At 53.0% G+C, this 16908-nt stretch carries 18 protein-coding genes; 10 read left to right on the top strand and 8 right to left on the bottom strand.

The genetic code is table 11. The features are described 5' to 3' along the window. From B2Z72_RS12335 to B2Z72_RS12345, 3 genes are all read left to right on the top strand, one after another. The coding region (locus B2Z72_RS12335; RefSeq protein ID WP_297004943.1) for a DUF933 domain-containing protein at positions 1-247 on the top strand (247 nt) is incomplete at its 5' end. Positions 248-402: 155 nt separating this feature from the next. Then, positions 403-966 (top strand): TetR/AcrR family transcriptional regulator, encoded by a 564-nt coding sequence (locus tag B2Z72_RS12340; protein ID WP_296985649.1) that lies wholly within the window; start codon positions 403-405, stop codon positions 964-966. 73 nt (positions 967-1039) lie between these two features. After that, on the top strand, positions 1040-1207 hold the full coding sequence (locus B2Z72_RS12345; RefSeq protein WP_296985650.1) for a hypothetical protein: 168 nt from the start codon (positions 1040-1042) through the stop codon (positions 1205-1207). Positions 1208-1263: 56 nt separating this feature from the next. Here the strand turns inward: B2Z72_RS12345 and B2Z72_RS12350 are convergent, their stop codons facing one another. After that, the gene (locus B2Z72_RS12350) at positions 1264-1860 is read right to left on the bottom strand and encodes a hypothetical protein (protein WP_296985652.1); all 597 of its coding nucleotides are present in this window, start codon (positions 1858-1860) and stop codon (positions 1264-1266) included. 285 nt (positions 1861-2145) lie between these two features. On the opposite strand from B2Z72_RS12350, the gene B2Z72_RS12355 reads away from it, so the two are divergent. Beyond that, positions 2146-3093, top strand: a complete 948-nt coding sequence (locus B2Z72_RS12355; protein WP_296985654.1) for a hypothetical protein — start codon at positions 2146-2148, stop codon at positions 3091-3093. An 82-nt stretch (positions 3094-3175) separates the two neighbouring features. On the opposite strand, the gene B2Z72_RS12360 is transcribed toward B2Z72_RS12355, so the two are convergent. Beyond that, on the bottom strand, positions 3176-3532 hold the full coding sequence (locus B2Z72_RS12360) for a DUF1820 family protein (RefSeq protein ID WP_296985655.1): 357 nt from the start codon (positions 3530-3532) through the stop codon (positions 3176-3178). A 127-nt stretch (positions 3533-3659) separates the two neighbouring features. On the opposite strand from B2Z72_RS12360, the gene miaB reads away from it, so the two are divergent. From miaB to B2Z72_RS12390, 6 genes are read left to right on the top strand one after another with little or no spacing between them, the layout of a single operon-like run. Next, on the top strand, positions 3660-5009 hold the full coding sequence (miaB, locus tag B2Z72_RS12365) for a tRNA (N6-isopentenyl adenosine(37)-C2)-methylthiotransferase MiaB (RefSeq protein WP_296985657.1): 1350 nt from the start codon (positions 3660-3662) through the stop codon (positions 5007-5009). Between the two features lie 45 nt (positions 5010-5054). After that, positions 5055-6131 (top strand): PhoH family protein, encoded by a 1077-nt coding sequence (locus tag B2Z72_RS12370; protein WP_296985660.1) that lies wholly within the window; start codon positions 5055-5057, stop codon positions 6129-6131. Then, positions 6128-6607, top strand: a complete 480-nt coding sequence (gene ybeY / locus B2Z72_RS12375; protein WP_296985663.1) for an rRNA maturation RNase YbeY — start codon at positions 6128-6130, stop codon at positions 6605-6607. Before B2Z72_RS12370 ends, ybeY begins: the two co-directional genes overlap by 4 nt. Beyond that, complete coding sequence (locus B2Z72_RS12380; protein WP_296985664.1) at positions 6604-7440, top strand: HlyC/CorC family transporter; 837 nt, start codon at positions 6604-6606, stop codon at positions 7438-7440. Before ybeY ends, B2Z72_RS12380 begins: the two co-directional genes overlap by 4 nt. Before the next feature lie 54 nt (positions 7441-7494). After that, complete coding sequence (gene lnt / locus B2Z72_RS12385; protein ID WP_296985667.1) at positions 7495-9003, top strand: apolipoprotein N-acyltransferase; 1509 nt, start codon at positions 7495-7497, stop codon at positions 9001-9003. Continuing rightward, a complete protein-coding gene (locus tag B2Z72_RS12390; RefSeq protein ID WP_296985669.1) occupies positions 8996-9364 on the top strand; it encodes a DUF6164 family protein in 369 nt (122 codons plus the stop codon). The genes lnt and B2Z72_RS12390 overlap by 8 nt, the downstream gene beginning before the upstream one ends. Positions 9365-9493: 129 nt before the next feature. Here the strand turns inward: B2Z72_RS12390 and mutT are convergent, their stop codons facing one another. The 6 genes from mutT to ftsZ form a co-directional block, all read right to left on the bottom strand. Continuing rightward, positions 9494-9904 carry an 8-oxo-dGTP diphosphatase MutT gene (mutT, locus tag B2Z72_RS12395; protein ID WP_296985672.1) on the bottom strand — a complete coding sequence of 137 codons (411 nt, stop codon included), beginning with the start codon at positions 9902-9904 and terminating at the stop codon, positions 9494-9496. Positions 9905-9920: 16 nt separating this feature from the next. Further along, the gene (gene argJ, locus B2Z72_RS12400; RefSeq protein WP_296985676.1) at positions 9921-11141 is read right to left on the bottom strand and encodes a bifunctional glutamate N-acetyltransferase/amino-acid acetyltransferase ArgJ; all 1221 of its coding nucleotides are present in this window, start codon (positions 11139-11141) and stop codon (positions 9921-9923) included. A 14-nt stretch (positions 11142-11155) separates the two neighbouring features. After that, a complete protein-coding gene (secA, locus tag B2Z72_RS12405; protein ID WP_296985678.1) occupies positions 11156-13891 on the bottom strand; it encodes a preprotein translocase subunit SecA in 2736 nt (911 codons plus the stop codon). Between the two features lie 97 nt (positions 13892-13988). Beyond that, on the bottom strand, positions 13989-14918 hold the full coding sequence (locus B2Z72_RS12410) for a M23 family metallopeptidase (RefSeq protein WP_296985680.1): 930 nt from the start codon (positions 14916-14918) through the stop codon (positions 13989-13991). A 139-nt stretch (positions 14919-15057) separates the two neighbouring features. Further along, positions 15058-15966 carry a UDP-3-O-acyl-N-acetylglucosamine deacetylase gene (lpxC, locus tag B2Z72_RS12415; protein WP_296985682.1) on the bottom strand — a complete coding sequence of 303 codons (909 nt, stop codon included), beginning with the start codon at positions 15964-15966 and terminating at the stop codon, positions 15058-15060. A 90-nt stretch (positions 15967-16056) separates the two neighbouring features. Beyond that, a partial coding sequence (ftsZ, locus tag B2Z72_RS12420; protein WP_297004946.1) for a cell division protein FtsZ occupies positions 16057-16908 on the bottom strand: 852 nt, incomplete at its 5' end.

Raw genomic sequence — 16908 nt, forward strand, 5'->3', positions numbered from 1 at the left:
TTTTACCGCCGGGGTAAAAGAAGTCCGCGCCTGGACGACCAAAGTGGGTGCGACCGCTCCCCGCGCTGCCGCAGCCATTCATACCGACTTTGAACGCGGCTTTATCCGTGCAGAAGTGGTCAGTTACGATGACTTCATCCAGTACAAAGGCGAGAACGGTGCCAAAGAAGCCGGTAAATGGCGCCTGGAAGGTAAAGAGTACATCGTCAAAGATGGCGACGTTATCCACTTCCGTTTCAACGTCTGATCTCAGACCCGCGTTACCGGAAAGCGCCCTTGTGGTGCTTTTTTTCATTCTGATGCAAGTCCCCCAACAGACTGTTGCAGTTTTACCAACAGTAAAACATTGATGTAGCGCAAGATAAGGAGCAGAATGAACATTCAGTCCGATACTTGATAACTATGGATAAGCGACAACAAATTCTTGCAGCAACCGCTGAACTGATTGCCGAACACGGCCTTCAGTCCTGCCCCATGTCTATGGTGGCCAAACACGCAGGTTGCGGCGCCGGAACGATTTACCGTTACTTCGAGACCAAAGAGGAACTCGTGCGCGAGCTTTTTGCCGAAGTGGCTGCTGATGTGGCTGAAGCCTGCCTTAAGGATTACGACAAAAACGCCGGTATTAAGCAGCGTTTCTTTGTTTACTGGGGCAATTTCTACCACTGGATGCGGGAAAACCCGCAAACACGCGCCCTGATGGAGCAACTGGGTTCATCACCGGCCATCTGTGAAAATCATCGGCAGGTTTCTCTGCAGTGCCTGCAGGGGCCGGTTCAGGAACTGCTGGAAGAAGGCCGCAAAGAGCAGCTGATTAAGAATTTGCCGGACGAAGTTCTGGCAACCATGACCCTTGGTGCGCTGATGACCATGTGCCGTAAACAGCACCTGACGCCAGGTACCTTTAAGACCGAAGTAAACGCTAACGACCTGATCACGCTGTGCTGGGATGCCATCAAGGCTTAAGCAACAGACGCAGTCCGGCGTTTTTATTTAAAAAAATACTGAATGAACATTCACTCATAACGAGGTGGGAAAGATGGCAACTGCAAAAAAAATCGACACTCTGTCTGCTGGTTACGCTGAACAACGTACCCAAACTGCTGGCGCCCAGGTTCACGCCAGCGGCAAAAAATCTTCAATTGCGTTTTACGAAGTGCTGACGCACCTGAGCCGTAACCGCAAAAACAGCCACCGTCACGCTTAAGTAACGGTGACTGGCATTGAGCTGACTGCCCGGCCGTTATCCGGGGCAGTGCAGGCTCAGTGAAAAACAGCATCCTCCCCGGTATCTGAGTCCGCGAACGCGGCCGGCAGTACACAGTGGCGGTTAATCACCAGCAGACTGTGATCGGGTATCTGCAGTTCATTATTTTTCATCAGGCTGTCCATCAGCACGCAGGTGGCGTCGATGGAATCTATGCCGACAATCACTGCCAGAGCGTAGCCAAAACTGGTGTTCAGGGCGACAAGGTCCCCTATTTCCAGCTCTTCACGTTCGGTAATGATGTCTTCTCCGGTTATCTCATCAGTTGGCCAGGGTGTTTTAAACCGCGCCAGCGCGACCAGCTGGACGATACCCTGAATCACGTTGTCACTTAAATCGACTTCAATGTCTTCCCCATCGTCAGCATCCATCAGACGATCAAGCAGATTCATAAACAGATCGGAATCTTCTTCGGACCAGCGAAGGTCCACGGGGTGAGTACTGCTGCGGTTAGAGCGGAAGCACACTTCGGTAGGAAACTCTGCTGACTCCTCTCCGGCCATACCAGCCGGCATCAGCAGGCTGACTGCTTCAAAGCCACTTTTATCCTGATCGCTGATGCGCCAGAACAGGGGTTGCATCTCTGCGTTCATGAGAATTCTCCGTATTAACCAAACAGGGTGGTACGTGTGTGACGACTGTCTGAGATTCCTCCTTTGCACTGAGCGTTCTACGATATATAGCAGGGCTATATGACGGACACAAGCACCCGCGGCTATCGCACGGGGCGCAGAGCGGACAAAGTGGAACCCGGGTTGAGATTCTCCGAAGAGCTCCCCAGAAGGGTTATTAAACGCGCCATATCATTCATTCGTGTCATTTTTTGATGTTAATATCCGGCATTATTAACAACAGAAACATAAATACAGGGGAAGTTCATGACTCCGTCGCTGAAAAAAGGGCTGCTGGCAGGATTGGGGATGCTGGCACTGAGTGGCTGCGCCAGCAAAGTTGTAAATTACGATGCGATTGCTCAGGAAGCCAAACGGGATGCAGCGATGGCAGATGAATCGGCGTCACGAACGATCCAGCACGCTCAGTCGAAACTGGAACTGGGTCGCAGCGAAAATCTGTCCTACTACGCTCCGCGCCATCTGGCAGAAGCGGAAAAGAGCCTGCTGAAGGCGCAGGACATGCTGACCAGTGGCAAATCCGATGGTGAAGTCAAAACCGTTGCCATGACGTCGTTAAAAACCCTGGAAGCAGGCCTTGCGGTAAAAAAAGACATCCTGCGCCAGCTGAAGCCGTCTTATGACCACCTGCAGGTGCTCAAAGACATCAAGGCTGACCAGTACTTCCCGACGGATTTTGCCGACGTGGAAGAATCCCTGACCGGGGTTATGAGCCTGATGGAAGACCAGCAGACACTGAAAGCAGAGAGCGGGCAGAAAGCCCTGCTGGCCCGTATGCACCAGGTTGAAGTGAACACCATCGAATACATTCAGCTGAAACCGGTCAAAGACCTGCTCACCCGGGTTAAAAACAAAGGCGGTGCCGATGTAGCGCCCATCAGCTGGGAAACTGCACAGAAATCCCTGCTGGAAGCCCAGGCGCTGATCAGCAAAACACCGCGTGCCAAAGGCGCAATCGCCCGCGTCACAGTAGAGGCGACCAAAGCCGCGCAGCATGCGGAAGTAATCACCGACCTCACCAACCAGATTCTCGATGCCGGTAAAGACGATGCCGAAGCCATCTCGCTGAAGATGGAACGCTGGCTGTACCGCATCAGCACGGCTCTCAAGCATGAAGACATCCGCCACCTGCCACTGGATCAGCAGGCCAGCGAATACGCCAAATCCGTGGAAGAACTGATGCGCAGCAAGTAAGGCACAGCCAGAGACTGCAGACATGAAAAAGCCCGGCATTGCCGGGCTTTCTGTTTCCGCTCAGAAGTAGGTTCCCCTGGCTTCAGTCTTCTTCCGGACGTGGTGGCAGAAAAGAGCGCGGAAAGTGGCTGACGTTGGATTTCAGCTCCGGCTCCGGCAGATCAGACACTTTGGGCGTACCGACTGCTTCCACCTCATCAATGCGGATGACTGTGTGCATAGGAATAAAAGTGCGTTTCACCCCGGCAAAGGTTGCCTTCAGTTTTTCTTCGCCCGGATCCACCACCAGATTGGATTTTTCACCAAAAATCAGTTCTTCCAGCTCAACAAAACCGTACAGATCGCTCTGGTAGAGGTACCGTGCGTAGATCTCACACACCTCCGCCTGCTGCTGATAAACGATTCGGTAAATTGGTTCGGGTTTGTCTTTGCTGCTCATCTTTCCGCAATCACATACATAAAAGGGGGCGAATTATAGCACGACAAACCGGCTGAATACTGGCGAGAAAGTAAGCAGAAGCAGTATAATGCCGCCCCTTTTGAATCCGGCGGACAGTAAGCCCTTTATGACTGATCAGGTAAAGAAACTCTACATCAAAACCCACGGTTGCCAGATGAACGAGTACGACTCGTCGCGTATGGCGGACATGCTGGGCGAGAGTCATAAAATGGAGATCACGGATAACCCGGAAGAAGCCGACGTTATCCTGCTGAACACCTGCTCCATCCGTGAAAAAGCGCAGGAAAAGGTGTTCCATGAACTGGGGCGCTGGAAGCCTCTGAAAGCCAAGAACCCGAATCTGAAGATCGGCGTTGGTGGCTGTGTTGCCTCTCAGGAAGGCGATGCCATCATCAAGCGCGCGCCGTTTGTCGATATGGTATTTGGTCCGCAGACCCTGCACCGCCTGCCGGATATGGTGGATAAGTCCGCTAACGCCATTCAGGTGGTGGATGTCACCTTCCCGGAAATCGAAAAGTTCGACCACCTGCCAGCGCCAAAAGTGGAAGGCTGCAGTGCCTTTGTTTCCATTATGGAAGGCTGCTCCAAGTACTGTACCTTCTGCGTTGTACCTTACACCCGTGGTGAAGAAGTCAGCCGTCCGCTGGCCGATGTACTGAAAGAAGTGCAGAGTCTGGCCGATCAGGGCGTGCGTGAAGTGAACCTGCTGGGTCAGAACGTGAATGCTTATCGCGGTGCCACCTCAGATGGCGACATTGCAGATCTGGCTGAACTGATTACCGAAGTAGCCGACATCGACGGTATCGACCGTATCCGCTTTACCACCTCGCATCCGCTGGAGTTCAGTGACAGCCTGATCGATGTGTACGCTCAGGTACCAGAGCTGGTCAGCCATCTGCACCTGCCGGTACAGAGCGGCTCCAACCGCATTCTGTCCGCCATGAAACGCGGCCACGAAATCGATATGTACATCGACAAGATTGAACGCATCCGCAAACTGCGCCCAGATATTTCGATTTCCTCTGATTTTATTGTCGGCTTCCCGGGTGAAACCGACGAAGATTTCGAAGACACCATGAATCTGATCAACCAGATCGGTTTTGACGTGTCCTTCAGCTTTATTTACAGCCCACGTCCTGGCACGCCGGCTTCCGCGCTGGAAGACGACACCCCGGAAGAAGTGAAGAAGCAGCGTCTGCAGATCCTTCAGGCACGTATCGTGCAGCATGCGCAACAGATCAGCCGCCGCATGGTGGGCCGTGAAGAAACCATTCTGGTTACCGGTGTTTCTCGTAAAGATCCCGGCGAACTGCAGGGCCGTACTGAGAACAACCGGGTGGTAAACTTCAAAGCCGATGATCACGGCCTGATTGGTAAATTCGTTAAGGTGCGTATTGAAGATGCGTATCCGAACAGTCTCAGAGGCCTGCTGCTGAACCCCGAACTGGCCTACTGAAACGGGTAAAACATATACGGGCAGACAGCCCAACGGAGTGTCTTTTTGACCGACGAACAGAAAACCGAACAAACCACAGCGACACACAGCCACAGCTTTACCCTGGAGCCGGACGATGCACAGCGTCTGGCCAACCTCTGTGGCCATTTCGACAGCCACATCGAACAGATTGCCGATTATTATCAGCTGACCATTTTCAACCGCGGTGCCAAATTCACCGTGGAAGGCAATCTCAAACTCGGTGAACGTGCGGCCCATCTGATTCAGCGCCTGTACCGTGAAACCGGTAACGGCACCCTGATCACACCGGATCTGATTCACCTGTTTCTGCAGGAAGAAGGCTCCGAGGATGCCGCCGGCGGCAAAAAACACGATTACGATTCGCGTGCCATCAAAACCCCGGGCGGTACCTTCAAACCGCGTGGCCCGCATCAGCTGGAATACCTGCAGCGCGTACGTGAATTCGATATCAACTTTGGTGTCGGCCCAGCCGGTACCGGTAAAACCTTCCTTGCCGTAGCAGCGGCGGTTGAAGCCCTGCAGCGTGACGAAGTAAAACGCATTCTGCTGGTGCGTCCGGCGGTCGAAGCCGGTGAAAAACTGGGCTTCCTGCCCGGCGACCTGGCACAAAAAATCGATCCTTATCTGCGCCCGCTGTACGACGCCCTGTATGAAATGCTCGGCTTTGAACAGGTTGGCCGCCTGATTGAACGCAACGTTATCGAAATTGCACCGCTGGCCTACATGCGTGGCCGTACTCTGAGCCACTCGTTCGTGATTCTGGACGAGTCCCAGAACACCACCAAAGAGCAGATGAAGATGTTCCTCACCCGGGTTGGTTTCGGCTCCAAAGCCGTGATCACAGGTGACGTTACTCAGGTCGACCTGCCCCGCGGCGTGTATTCCGGCCTGAAGCACGGTCTGGAAGTGCTGGATGGTGTTCCGGGTATCGGTGTCACCCGCTTTAACAATGCCGACGTGGTGCGCCACCCACTGGTGCAGCGCATTGTCGATGCCTACGACAAATTCGATGAAAAAGAGCAGAAGCAGCAGGAAGAGCGCAAAGCTGCCATGCTGACTGCCCGCAACCGCGATGCCGACGATGAGGATGCTGCATCATGAATCTGATGCTGGATGTCCAGCTGGCCGAAGAGCTTGATGATTTCGCTGACTTTCTGCCGTCTGAAGAGCAGCTGCAGCAATGGGCGGAAGCCGCCCTCGCCGGCCGCACAGAGTTTGAAGAACCGGAGATGACCATCCGTCTGGTCGCCCCGGAAGAGAGTCAGGAGCTGAACAGTGAATACCGTGGCAAGGACAAACCCACCAACGTGCTGTCTTTTCCCTTCGAAGCTCCGCCTGAAGTACCGCTGGAACTGCTGGGTGATCTGATCATCTGTGCGGCGGTGGTACAGCAGGAAGCCATTGAACAGGATAAAACCACTGACGCTCACTGGGCCCACATGGTTGTGCACGGCTGCTTGCATTTGCTCGGGTACGACCATATAAAGGACGATGAAGCTGAAATAATGGAAGACCTCGAGCGGCAGATTCTTGCTTCTCTGGGATACCCGGATCCATACCTGGATGAGGAAAAATGAGCGAAGACCGATCGGGCCAGCACAAAACCTGGCTGGAAAGATTGACTGACCTGTTCTCTGACGACCCGCAAAGCCGTCAGGACATCAAAATCATATTACGGGAAGCTGCCGAACGAGCCATCGTCGACAGCGATACCCTCAACATTCTGGAAGGTGCCCTGCAGGTATCAGAAATGCAGGTACGGGATATTATGATCCCCCGCTCCCAGATGACGTCGATCCATATCGACGAACCCCTGAAAGATTATCTCCCCAAGATTATCGATTCTGCTCACTCGCGCTTCCCGGTGATGGGGGAAGGCCCGGATGAGGTTATTGGCATTATGCTGGCCAAAGACCTGCTGCCATTAATTCTTAACGATGATCGTGAACAATTCACACTGAAAGAAATCCTGCGTCCGACCACTTTTGTGCCGGAAAGCAAACGCCTGAATGTGTTGCTGCGGGAGTTCCGCGCCACCCGTAACCATATGGCGATTGTGGTGGATGAATTCGGCAGTGTCGCTGGTCTGGTAACCATCGAAGACGTGCTCGAGCAGATCGTCGGTGAAATCGAAGACGAACACGATTACGACGAAGAAGACAGCATGATCAAGGAAGTGGAAGACGGCATCATCATGGTGAAAGCCCTGACGCCGATCGAAGACTTCAATGAGCACTTTGATGCCGGTTTCCCGAGTGATGAATTCGATACCATCGGCGGTATTGTTATCCACCACTTTGGCCGCGTGCCGGAATGCAACGAGCATATCCGCATCGATAACTGGCAGTTCAAAGTGGTCAACGGTACCAGCCGTCAGATTAATCTGCTGGAAGTTACCGCCACAGAGTAACAATCAACACTTTGACAGGGTGAGCCTTCGCCGCGTCGCCTGACGGAATCTGACATGACATTCTGGATGCCCATCCTGCAACTGATTGCCGGTGCCGCCTTTCCGCTGGCATTGGCGCCTTTCTTTTATTGGCCGGTGGGCCTGATCAGCCTGCTGATCTTTGCCCACGGTCAGTTTACCACCCAGTCATCCCGCAGTGCTTTCTGGCGTTGCTGGCTATACAGCTTCGGCATGTTCAGTGTCGGCATCTCCTGGGTTTACGTCAGCATCCATGATCATGGCGGTACGCCGGCGTTTCTGGCGATCCCGATGGTCGGCATTTTCGCCGCCTTCCTCGCCTTCTTCCCGGCCATGGTTTTCAGCCTGCGCTATGCCCTGTTCGGTCAGCACCATGCCTGGCTGACGATCCCCGTGTTCTGGTTTCTGCAGGAGTGGCTGCGCAGCTGGTTCCTTACCGGCTTCCCCTGGCTGTTCGCCGGTGATGGTCACCTGTTCAGCTGGCTATCTGGCTGGGCACCTGTCATCGGCAGCTATGGCATCTCGGTCATTCTGCTGCTTACGGTCACCAGTGTATGGATGCTGATCAGCAGCCGTAAACCCAAATGGCTGCTGATGTTACTGCTGTGGCCTGTTGGTCTGGCCCTGCAATCCTTTGACTGGACCACCCCGGTCGGAGAGATGAAAGTAGCCGCAGTTCAGGGCAACATTCCTCAGGATGACAAATGGAAACGGGAAATGATCAGCCCGACCATTAATGCCTATTACCAGCAGACCAGTGACCACTGGGATGCCGATCTGATTCTGTGGCCGGAAACCGCCATGACACTGCTGTATGATCAGTTTCAGCCCTATCAGGAAGAACTGCAGGCGGAAGCACTGGGCACACATACCACCATCATTACCGGCATTCCCTATCGCCATCCGCGCGGCAGCGAGCTGGCCGGTAAATTCCACAACAGCGTGATTGCTTTTGGTTATGGCCAGGGCATATACCACAAACAGCGCCTGGTTCCCTTTGGTGAATACGTGCCACTGGAAGATCTGATCCGCGGCCTGATCCCTTTCTTTGATCTGGATATGTCGAGCTTTCTGGCGGGCAAACCTGATCAGCAATTATTGAAAGTGGGCAAAAAAACTGCTGAGGACGAGCAGCTCTATCTGGTCGCTCCTTACATCTGCTATGAAATTGCTTACCCGCAATTAGTCACCAGCATGGCCAAAAATGCTGACCTGTTAGTCACCGTCAGCAACGATGCCTGGTTTGGTGATTCTCTCGGGCCAAAGCAGCATATGGCACTGGCACAGATGCGTGCGCTGGAAACCGGCCGCTATATACTGCGCGCCACCAATACCGGTATCACCGCTCTGGTGGATAATAAAGGCAATATCCTCTCGCGCCTGCCCTATGAACAGCGTGCGACCCTGACCGGTACAGCACAGATGCGCGAGGGCAGCACGCCGTATATGCTAGTGAATTTATGGCCGTTATACGCGCTGACTTTACTGGCCTTTGTACTCGCCGGCCTGAAAAAATACCGCTCACGGAATCACCTCTATGGCTAAATTACTGTTCCGCCTGAATCAGGTCGAAGATGACGAAGCCGACGATGTGCGCGCCTTACTGGACGAAGCAGGGCTCGAGTATTACGAAACCAATGCCGGTCGCTGGCGCGTATCGGTAGCAGCCATCTGGCTGCGCCACGACGATGATTATGAGCAGGCCCGGGCCATGCTTGATGATTATCAGCAACAGCGCAGCGAGCGCCTGCAGGAAGAATATCGCCAACTGGAAGAAAACGGTGAGCAGGAAACTTTTTTGCAGCGCGCCCGGGAGCGCCCGGCCGATCTGATTCTGGTGATTCTGTCGGTGGTGATTGTGATTGGTCTGATGGTGTGGCCATTTCTCAATTTTGCCCGGGATTAAGCCCGGCGGCGCCCGCTAACGAAAACGCTCGAAAACACTAAAGACGGGAAACGCTGAAGAAGAGAAATTCAGGGAAGTGCAGGTGTTCAGCAGAGAGCACCTGCAGATTGGCCATCCGCTCAGTGCGTTTTAGCTCAGCGCTTTTATAACAGCCTCAATGATAGGCTGATTGGCCTCAGGAAATTCAAAATCCTGCAACCGGGTAAAAGATACCCAGCGGGCCTCCTGCCCTTCCGCACCGTGGGCGGTAATTGCATCATTCATATTGGTATGAACCCAGCAAACGTCCAGCAGTACGCTTTTATCAGGATAATTGAACGGAATTTCCATCAGTGGGCTGATCTGATCTTCCGTGACTTTTAACGCCACTTCTTCATCCAGCTCACGCACCAGAGCCGCCGCAGTACTTTCACCTGCTTCAACTTTGCCGCCGGGGAATTCCCATTTGCCACCCTGATGTTTGTCATCGGGGCGGCGGGCAATCAGTATGTCGCTGTCATTAACCACGATGACAGCGACGGCTACGTGCACAACCTTCATAACTCAGAAGCGACCATCAGGAACGGTAATCAGCATTGATCGTAACGTATTCGTGCGACAGGTCTGTGGTCCACAGCTGTTCCGTCACATCACCACGTCCTAACTGAATACGGATAGTGAATTCGCTCTGTTTGAAAATCGCAGCACCGGCAGCTTCGGTGTAAGAATCACAACGGCCACCGTCTTCAACGATCTGCACGTCTTCCAGATAAATCTGCACTTTATCCAGGTCAAAATTCTGTACACCACTGCGGCCAACCGCTGCCAGAATTCGGCCCCAGTTAGCATCGGAAGCAAACATCGCAGTTTTCACCAGAGGTGAGTGAGCCACGGTATAAGCCACATCAAGCGCTTCTTTCTGTGCTGCTGCACTTTCCACACGGATAGTAACGAACTTGGTCGCACCTTCACCGTCACGGACAATGGCCTGAGCCAGAATCTGGAAGGCTTCTTTCAGCAGCGCAAACACCTGCTGACCTTCCGCTGACGCTGCATCCGTAATCATCACGCCGGATTTACCGGTCGCCATCAGCATGCAGGAATCGTTAGTGGAAGTATCGCCATCAATGGTAATGCGATTGAATGAGCAGTCCGCCAGCTCTTTACACCAGGCCTGCAGCACATCAGCTGCCACACCGGCGTCAGTAGCGATAAAGCCAAGCATGGTCGCCATGTTCGGCATAATCATACCGGCACCTTTGGAAATACCGGTGACCGTTACCGTGCTGCCAGCGATATCAGCCTGCTTGCTGAAACCTTTTGGCAGCGTGTCTGTGGTCATAATGCCTTTTGCAGCACGGGCCCAGTTATCTGCACTGAGGTTTTCCAGCGCTGCAGGAATACCACGTTCAAACGCCGGCATATTCAGCGGCTCACCGATAACGCCGGTTGAAAATGGCAGTACCGAATCAGCAGCGCAACTGCCTTTTTCAGCCATCAGTTCACAGCTCTTAACCGCATTGCCATAACCGGATTTACCGGTACCGGCGTTGGCATTACCGGTATTAATCAGCAGGTAGCGCGGCTGCGCAGAAGCGGAGAGATGCTGTTTACAGATCTGTACCGGCGCTGCACAGAAGGCGTTGGTGGTAAAAACACCCGCCACGTTGGTGCCTTCCGCCAGCTCGATAACAACCATATCGTCACGATTAGCGTAACGCACATGCGACTGAGCGACGCCCAGCCGCACACCATCAACTGCTTTAAAGTCTTCAAAAACTGTAAAGTTAACGGCCATTTTCTTCTGCTACCTCAGGAAAGCTTGCCATGGCAATGCTTGTATTTTTTACCTGAACCACACGGACATGGTTCGTTACGGCCTACCTTGCGTTCATCACGGACAAAAGGTTCTGCCTGATCATCTGTCTCTGCACCTTCAGGTGCTTCACCAGCCATAGACTCAGCGGCTTCATGCTGATACTGGGCGCGCTCAGCCTGTGCTTCTGCGGCTGCACGACGCTGTTCTTCCATTTCACGGACTTCTTCTTCCTGACGCACTTTCACGTGGGACAGTACGCGGATGGTTTCACGTTTGATATTGCCCAGCAAAGCTTCGAACAGGCCAAAGGATTCGCGCTTGTATTCCTGTTTCGGGTTCTTCTGACCATAGCCGCGCAGGTGAATACCCTGACGCAGGTGATCCATAGTGGCCAGGTGCTCTTTCCACAGGTTGTCGAGTACCTGCAGCATAATCTGCTTTTCAAACATACGCAGGGCTTTGCTGCCCGCTGCGGCTTCTTTCTCTTCGTAGGCTTTCTGAATCTCTTCCAGAATACGCTCACGCAGAGTTTCTTCGTACAGTTTGTCTTCGTTATCCAGCCATTGCTGAACCGGCAGTTCGATATCAAATTCGGCTTTCAGGTGTTTCTCAAGACCTTCAACATCCCACTGCTCGACAAGGCTCTGTGGTGGAATAAAGTCATCAATGGCTTCGTTCACCACGTCAGCACGGATAGCAGTAATGGTTTCAGAAATATCCTCTTTCGCCATCAGCTCATTACGCTGGCCGTAAACCGCACGACGCTGATCGTTGGCAACGTCATCGTATTCCAGCAACTGCTTACGGATATCGAAGTTACGGCCTTCCACTTTACGCTGTGCTTTTTCGACAGCGTTAGTCACCATGCGGTGCTCGATGGATTCGCCATCTTTCATACCCATTGCCTGCATCATGCTGCGCATACGCTCAGACATAAAGATGCGCATCAGGTTGTCTTCCAGCGACAGGAAGAAACGGGTAGAACCCGGGTCACCCTGACGACCGGCACGACCACGCAGCTGGTTATCGATACGGCGGGATTCATGACGCTCGGTACCGATGATATGCAGACCACCGTTTTCCAGTACCTGATCATGGCGCTTCTGCCAGTCTGCCTTAATCGCGGCAATCTGTTCTTCAGACGGATCTTCCAGAGCAGCCACTTCGGCTTCCCAGTTACCGCCCAGCATAATGTCGGTACCACGACCGGCCATGTTGGTGGCGATGGTCACAGCAGCGGGGCGACCTGCGTCAGCAATAATCTGTGCTTCGCGGGCGTTCTCTTTGGCGTTCAGTACGTTGTGCTGAACCTTAGCTTTGGTCAGCTGCTGCGACAGATACTCAGATGCTTCAATAGAAGCAGTACCCACCAGCACCGGACGCTGTTGCGCAGTTACTTCGCGGATTTCTTCGATGACCGCGTCATATTTTTCTTTCTGAGTGGCATAGATCACATCGTTGTAATCGATACGGCGTACCTGTTTGTTGGTCGGGATAACCACAACATCCAGGTTATAGATCTGCATAAACTCGAACGCTTCGGTATCCGCAGTACCTGTCATACCGCCCAGCTTTTCATACAGACGGAAATAGTTCTGGAAGGTGGTCGAGGCCAGTGTCTGACTCTCTGCCTGAATCTGAACGCCTTCTTTGGCTTCCACCGCCTGATGCAGACCTTCACTCCAGCGACGACCCGGCATGGTACGGCCGGTGTGTTCGTCAACGATCACGATCTGCCCATTCTGCACGATGTAATCGACGTTTTTCTGGTACACAGCGTGAGCTTTCAGAGCCGCGTGCACGTGGTGCAGCAGATTCAGGTTAGTCGGTGAGTACAGACTTTCGCCTTCCTTCAGAATACCGGCTTCAGTCAGCAGCTGCTCAACAAATTCGTGACCTTCTTCGGTCAGTTCAATGGAGCGCTGTTTTTCGTCAACAACAAAGTGGCCGGTTGCGCCACCCTGACCGCCGTCGATGGCTTCGCCCTGCTCCAGCTTGGGTACCAGCAGGTTAATCGCGCGGTACATTTCCGAGCTGTCTTCCGCCGGGCCAGAGATAATCAGTGGTGTACGGGCTTCATCGATCAGAATGGAGTCCACCTCGTCGACGATGGCGAAGTACAGGTCACGCTGCACTTTGTCTTCGATCGAGAACGCCATATTGTCACGCAGGTAATCAAAACCGAATTCGTTGTTGGTACCGTAAACGATGTCAGCGGCGTAGGCTTCACGCTTCTCGACATTGTTCATGCCCGGTACCACGATACCGACGGTAAGACCCAGAAACTCATATAAAGGACGCATCCAGTTGGCATCACGGCGTGCCAGGTAATCGTTCACCGTCACCACGTGCACGCTCTTACCGGTCAGTGCGTTCAGATAGGTCGGCAGAGTACCCACCAGAGTTTTACCTTCACCGGTACGCATCTCAGAAATACGGCCTTCGTGCAGAGCGATACCACCGATCATCTGTACATCGAAGTGGCGCATGCCCATCACCCGGACACTGGCTTCACGGCATACGGCAAAAGCTTCAGGGAGGATGCTGTCGAGGGATTCTCCCCCTTCTATACGCTGACGGAACTCATCACTTTTGGCTTTCAGCTGATCATCGCTGAGTGCCTTAATGTCTTCTTCCTGAGTATTAATACGGGCGACGATTTTGCCCATGCGTTTCAGTTCGCGGCTGTTCTTACTGCCAAAAATCTTTCGAAAGAGTTTACCAATCATGGTTTTATCATTATCCGGGACAAATAGAGGGCTCTGGGCCAAAGTGCTAAAGGCTACTTATAACCCAGAATGATGACAAGCGTGTTGAATAGAAAGATTATCGCGGTTTGCGATGAATATACGCGGCAGGATCGACCGTACGGCCGTTTTTGTAGACTTCAAAATGCACGTGAGGGCCGGTCGAACGACCTGTGCTGCCCATCAATGCTACGACATCGCCTTTACGCACGACGTCACCAACAGCGACTTCAATCTCTTTACAGTGGGCATAACGGGTTTTGTAACCGTTACCATGATTGATTTCCACCAGGTTGCCATAGCCGTAGCGCGGGCCAGACCAGGTAACGACACCGGATGCCACGGCGACAATATCTGCGCCCATTTTACCGGCGAAATCGACCCCGGCATGCCAGGCCAGACGTCCGGTGAAAGGATCGGTACGCTTACCGTAACGGGAGGACATCCAGCCTTTGGTGATCGGACGACCAGCCACAAAGGTATCGTCGTTAAGCTTGTTAGCGGACATCAGGTCGTCCAGCACTTCAAGCTGCTGCTCACGGCTGTCGATGCGTTCGGCCAGCTCGTTCAGCACTTCTTTGATCTCTGGTGAACGGTAGGCTTCACCCAGAGTACCGGCAGGGCCACCAACGGCAGGCTCTACGCTGAAATCGAATTCTTCGGAGTTTAATGCTGAGATATCAACAAGGCGCTCACCCAGAGCATCAAGGCGCAGCAGTTTTGCCTGCAGATCTGCAAGGCGGAGAGTCAGTGCTTCCAGCTCCTGATCCGTCTGACGGCGGATCTGCTGCAGCTCCTGCTTTTGCATACTGAGATCGCGTTCCCATGCCTTGGCGGCATTGGGGTCAAGAATACCTTCATCAGCGAGACGCTCTGCCAGCCAGAAGCCGGTGGCGCCCATGGCAAACGGCAGAACCAACAGGAAACCGAACATCATGGTGCGCGCTGACGCCCCCAAGGTGTAGGTCCTGGACTCCCCGTGTTTTCTGCCAACAATGATGATATTCATACGCTTACACTTCCCGGTGGGCTTCCGCCACTCCGTACTTCATCGGCAGTTATAACCTGACTGCCAATAAAAAACAAAGGCCATAATGGAATTATGGCCTTCATTGGGGGATACACCAAAACTATCTTGTATCAAAAAGTTAACCGGCTGCGGCTGGTCGGATGTAGGAAATTGGTGCGGTTTCTTCCGGAAACTCGACAAATTCCCAGGCATCTTCCTGAGCAAACAGCTCTCGCAGGAGCTTATTGTTCAGGCCGTGGCCGGATTTGTAGCCGATGTATTCGCCAATCAGACTGTGGCCAAGCAGGTACAGGTCACCGACAGCGTCGAGGATCTTGTGCTTAACGAACTCGTCTTCATAACGCAGACCGTCTTCGTTCAGAACACGGTATTCATCAACCACGATGGCGTTTTTCACACTGCCGCCCAGAGCCAGATTCTTGGAACGCATGTATTCCAGGTCTTTTGTGAAGCCGAAGGTACGGGCGCGGCTGACTTCTTTAACATAAGACGTGGAAGAAAAATCCAGACTGGCTTTCTGAACGCTCTGTTTGAGTACCGGATGGTCAAAATCAATCTCAAAACTGACTTTGAAACCTTCGTAAGGAACAAAAGAAGCGATTTTGTCGCCTTCTTTCACTTCTACTTTACGTTTGATACGGATAAAGCGCTTCGGAGCCCCCTGCTCGGCAATACCGGCAGACTGCAGCAGGAATACAAACGGACCAGAACTGCCGTCCATAATAGGTACTTCCTGCGCGCTGAGCTCAACGATCGCATTATCAATGCCCAGACCAGCCATAGCTGACAGCAGGTGCTCAACGGTATCAACCCGTGCATGATCCTTAACCAGAGTGGTAGACAGGGTAGTCTCACCAACGCTGTCTGCATGCGCAGGAATATCCACAACCGGATCAAGATCCGTACGACGGAAGACAATCCCGGTATTTACAGGTGCAGGCTTCAGTGTGAGATATACCTTCTCACCTGAATGGAGGCCAACCCCGGTAGCGCGGATTGTATTTTTAAGCGTACGTTGTGGAATCATTTAGCAAACCTGACAATTCTGTGCAATTTATATACAAATTTAACCGGCAGCATTATATCAGCATTTAAGCAATGCGCCAGAGCGCACTGCTTAATCTGCCTGACGACGAAGGAAAGCCGGGATATCCAGGTAGTCCATATCCGGACGATCTGCGACATCGACTTTCTTAGCGGCGTTTCCTGACTGACGGGATACCGTTGGACGATCCAGCTGACTGTAGTCAGTGGTGCCATCTGCTTTACGTGCAGTGTTATCGACCACTTTCGTTGGCTTTGGTTCCTCAACCTCTTCCGCACGGCCGAGACCTGTGGCCACAACAGTGACGCGCAGTTCATCGGACAGCTCAGGGTCGATAACAGTACCAACAACAACGGTGGCGTTATCAGAAGCAAACTCTTCTACCACGCTGCCGACTTCGCTGAATTCACCCAGAGACAGATCGAAACCTGCGGTGACGTTCACCAGGATGCCGCGGGCACCACGGAAATCGACATCTTCCAGCAGCGGGCTGCCAATGGCACGCTCAGCGGCTTCACGGGCGCGGTTGTCACCACTGGCTGAACCGGTACCCATCATTGCCTGACCCATTTCAGACATAACAGTGCGTACGTCGGCAAAGTCGACGTTGATCATACCCGGACGGGTAATCAGATCTGCAATGCCCTGAACCGCACCCAGCAACACGTTGTTAGCTTCTTTAAAAGCATCTAACAGAGAAGTGTTTTTGCCAAGTACAGAGAGTAACTTTTCGTTTGGAATTGTAATCAGCGAGTCGACGTGCTCAGCCAGTTGCTTCAGACCGGTGTCAGCCGCTGCCATACGTTTTTTACCTTCAAACGGAAATGGCTTGGTCACAACCGCAACAGTCAGAATACCGAGTTCTTTTGCAACTTCGGCAACTACTGGTGCACCACCAGTACCTGTACCACCACCCATACCGGC

Origin of the sequence: Thalassolituus sp. UBA6592 (assembly GCF_002433655.1) — a bacterium.
In the GTDB taxonomy this organism is placed as follows: Bacteria; Pseudomonadota; Gammaproteobacteria; order Pseudomonadales; family Oceanobacteraceae; genus Venatoribacter.

Bases quoted from the DNA above. Each gene is read 5' to 3' on its own strand.
- B2Z72_RS12340 (WP_296985649.1), top strand. From the start codon at position 403: ATGGATAAGCGACAACAAATTCTTGCAGCAACCGCTGAACTGATTGCC.
- B2Z72_RS12345 (WP_296985650.1), top strand. From the start codon at position 1,040: ATGGCAACTGCAAAAAAAATCGACACTCTGTCTGCTGGTTACGCTGAA.
- B2Z72_RS12350 (WP_296985652.1), bottom strand. From the start codon at position 1,860: ATGAACGCAGAGATGCAACCCCTGTTCTGGCGCATCAGCGATCAGGAT.
- B2Z72_RS12355 (WP_296985654.1), top strand. From the start codon at position 2,146: ATGACTCCGTCGCTGAAAAAAGGGCTGCTGGCAGGATTGGGGATGCTG.
- B2Z72_RS12360 (WP_296985655.1), bottom strand. From the start codon at position 3,532: ATGAGCAGCAAAGACAAACCCGAACCAATTTACCGAATCGTTTATCAG.
- miaB (WP_296985657.1), top strand. From the start codon at position 3,660: ATGACTGATCAGGTAAAGAAACTCTACATCAAAACCCACGGTTGCCAG.
- ybeY (WP_296985663.1), top strand. From the start codon at position 6,128: ATGAATCTGATGCTGGATGTCCAGCTGGCCGAAGAGCTTGATGATTTC.
- B2Z72_RS12380 (WP_296985664.1), top strand. From the start codon at position 6,604: ATGAGCGAAGACCGATCGGGCCAGCACAAAACCTGGCTGGAAAGATTG.
- lnt (WP_296985667.1), top strand. From the start codon at position 7,495: ATGACATTCTGGATGCCCATCCTGCAACTGATTGCCGGTGCCGCCTTT.
- B2Z72_RS12390 (WP_296985669.1), top strand. From the start codon at position 8,996: ATGGCTAAATTACTGTTCCGCCTGAATCAGGTCGAAGATGACGAAGCC.
- mutT (WP_296985672.1), bottom strand. From the start codon at position 9,904: ATGAAGGTTGTGCACGTAGCCGTCGCTGTCATCGTGGTTAATGACAGC.
- argJ (WP_296985676.1), bottom strand. From the start codon at position 11,141: ATGGCCGTTAACTTTACAGTTTTTGAAGACTTTAAAGCAGTTGATGGT.
- secA (WP_296985678.1), bottom strand. From the start codon at position 13,891: ATGATTGGTAAACTCTTTCGAAAGATTTTTGGCAGTAAGAACAGCCGC.
- B2Z72_RS12410 (WP_296985680.1), bottom strand. From the start codon at position 14,918: ATGAATATCATCATTGTTGGCAGAAAACACGGGGAGTCCAGGACCTAC.
- lpxC (WP_296985682.1), bottom strand. From the start codon at position 15,966: ATGATTCCACAACGTACGCTTAAAAATACAATCCGCGCTACCGGGGTT.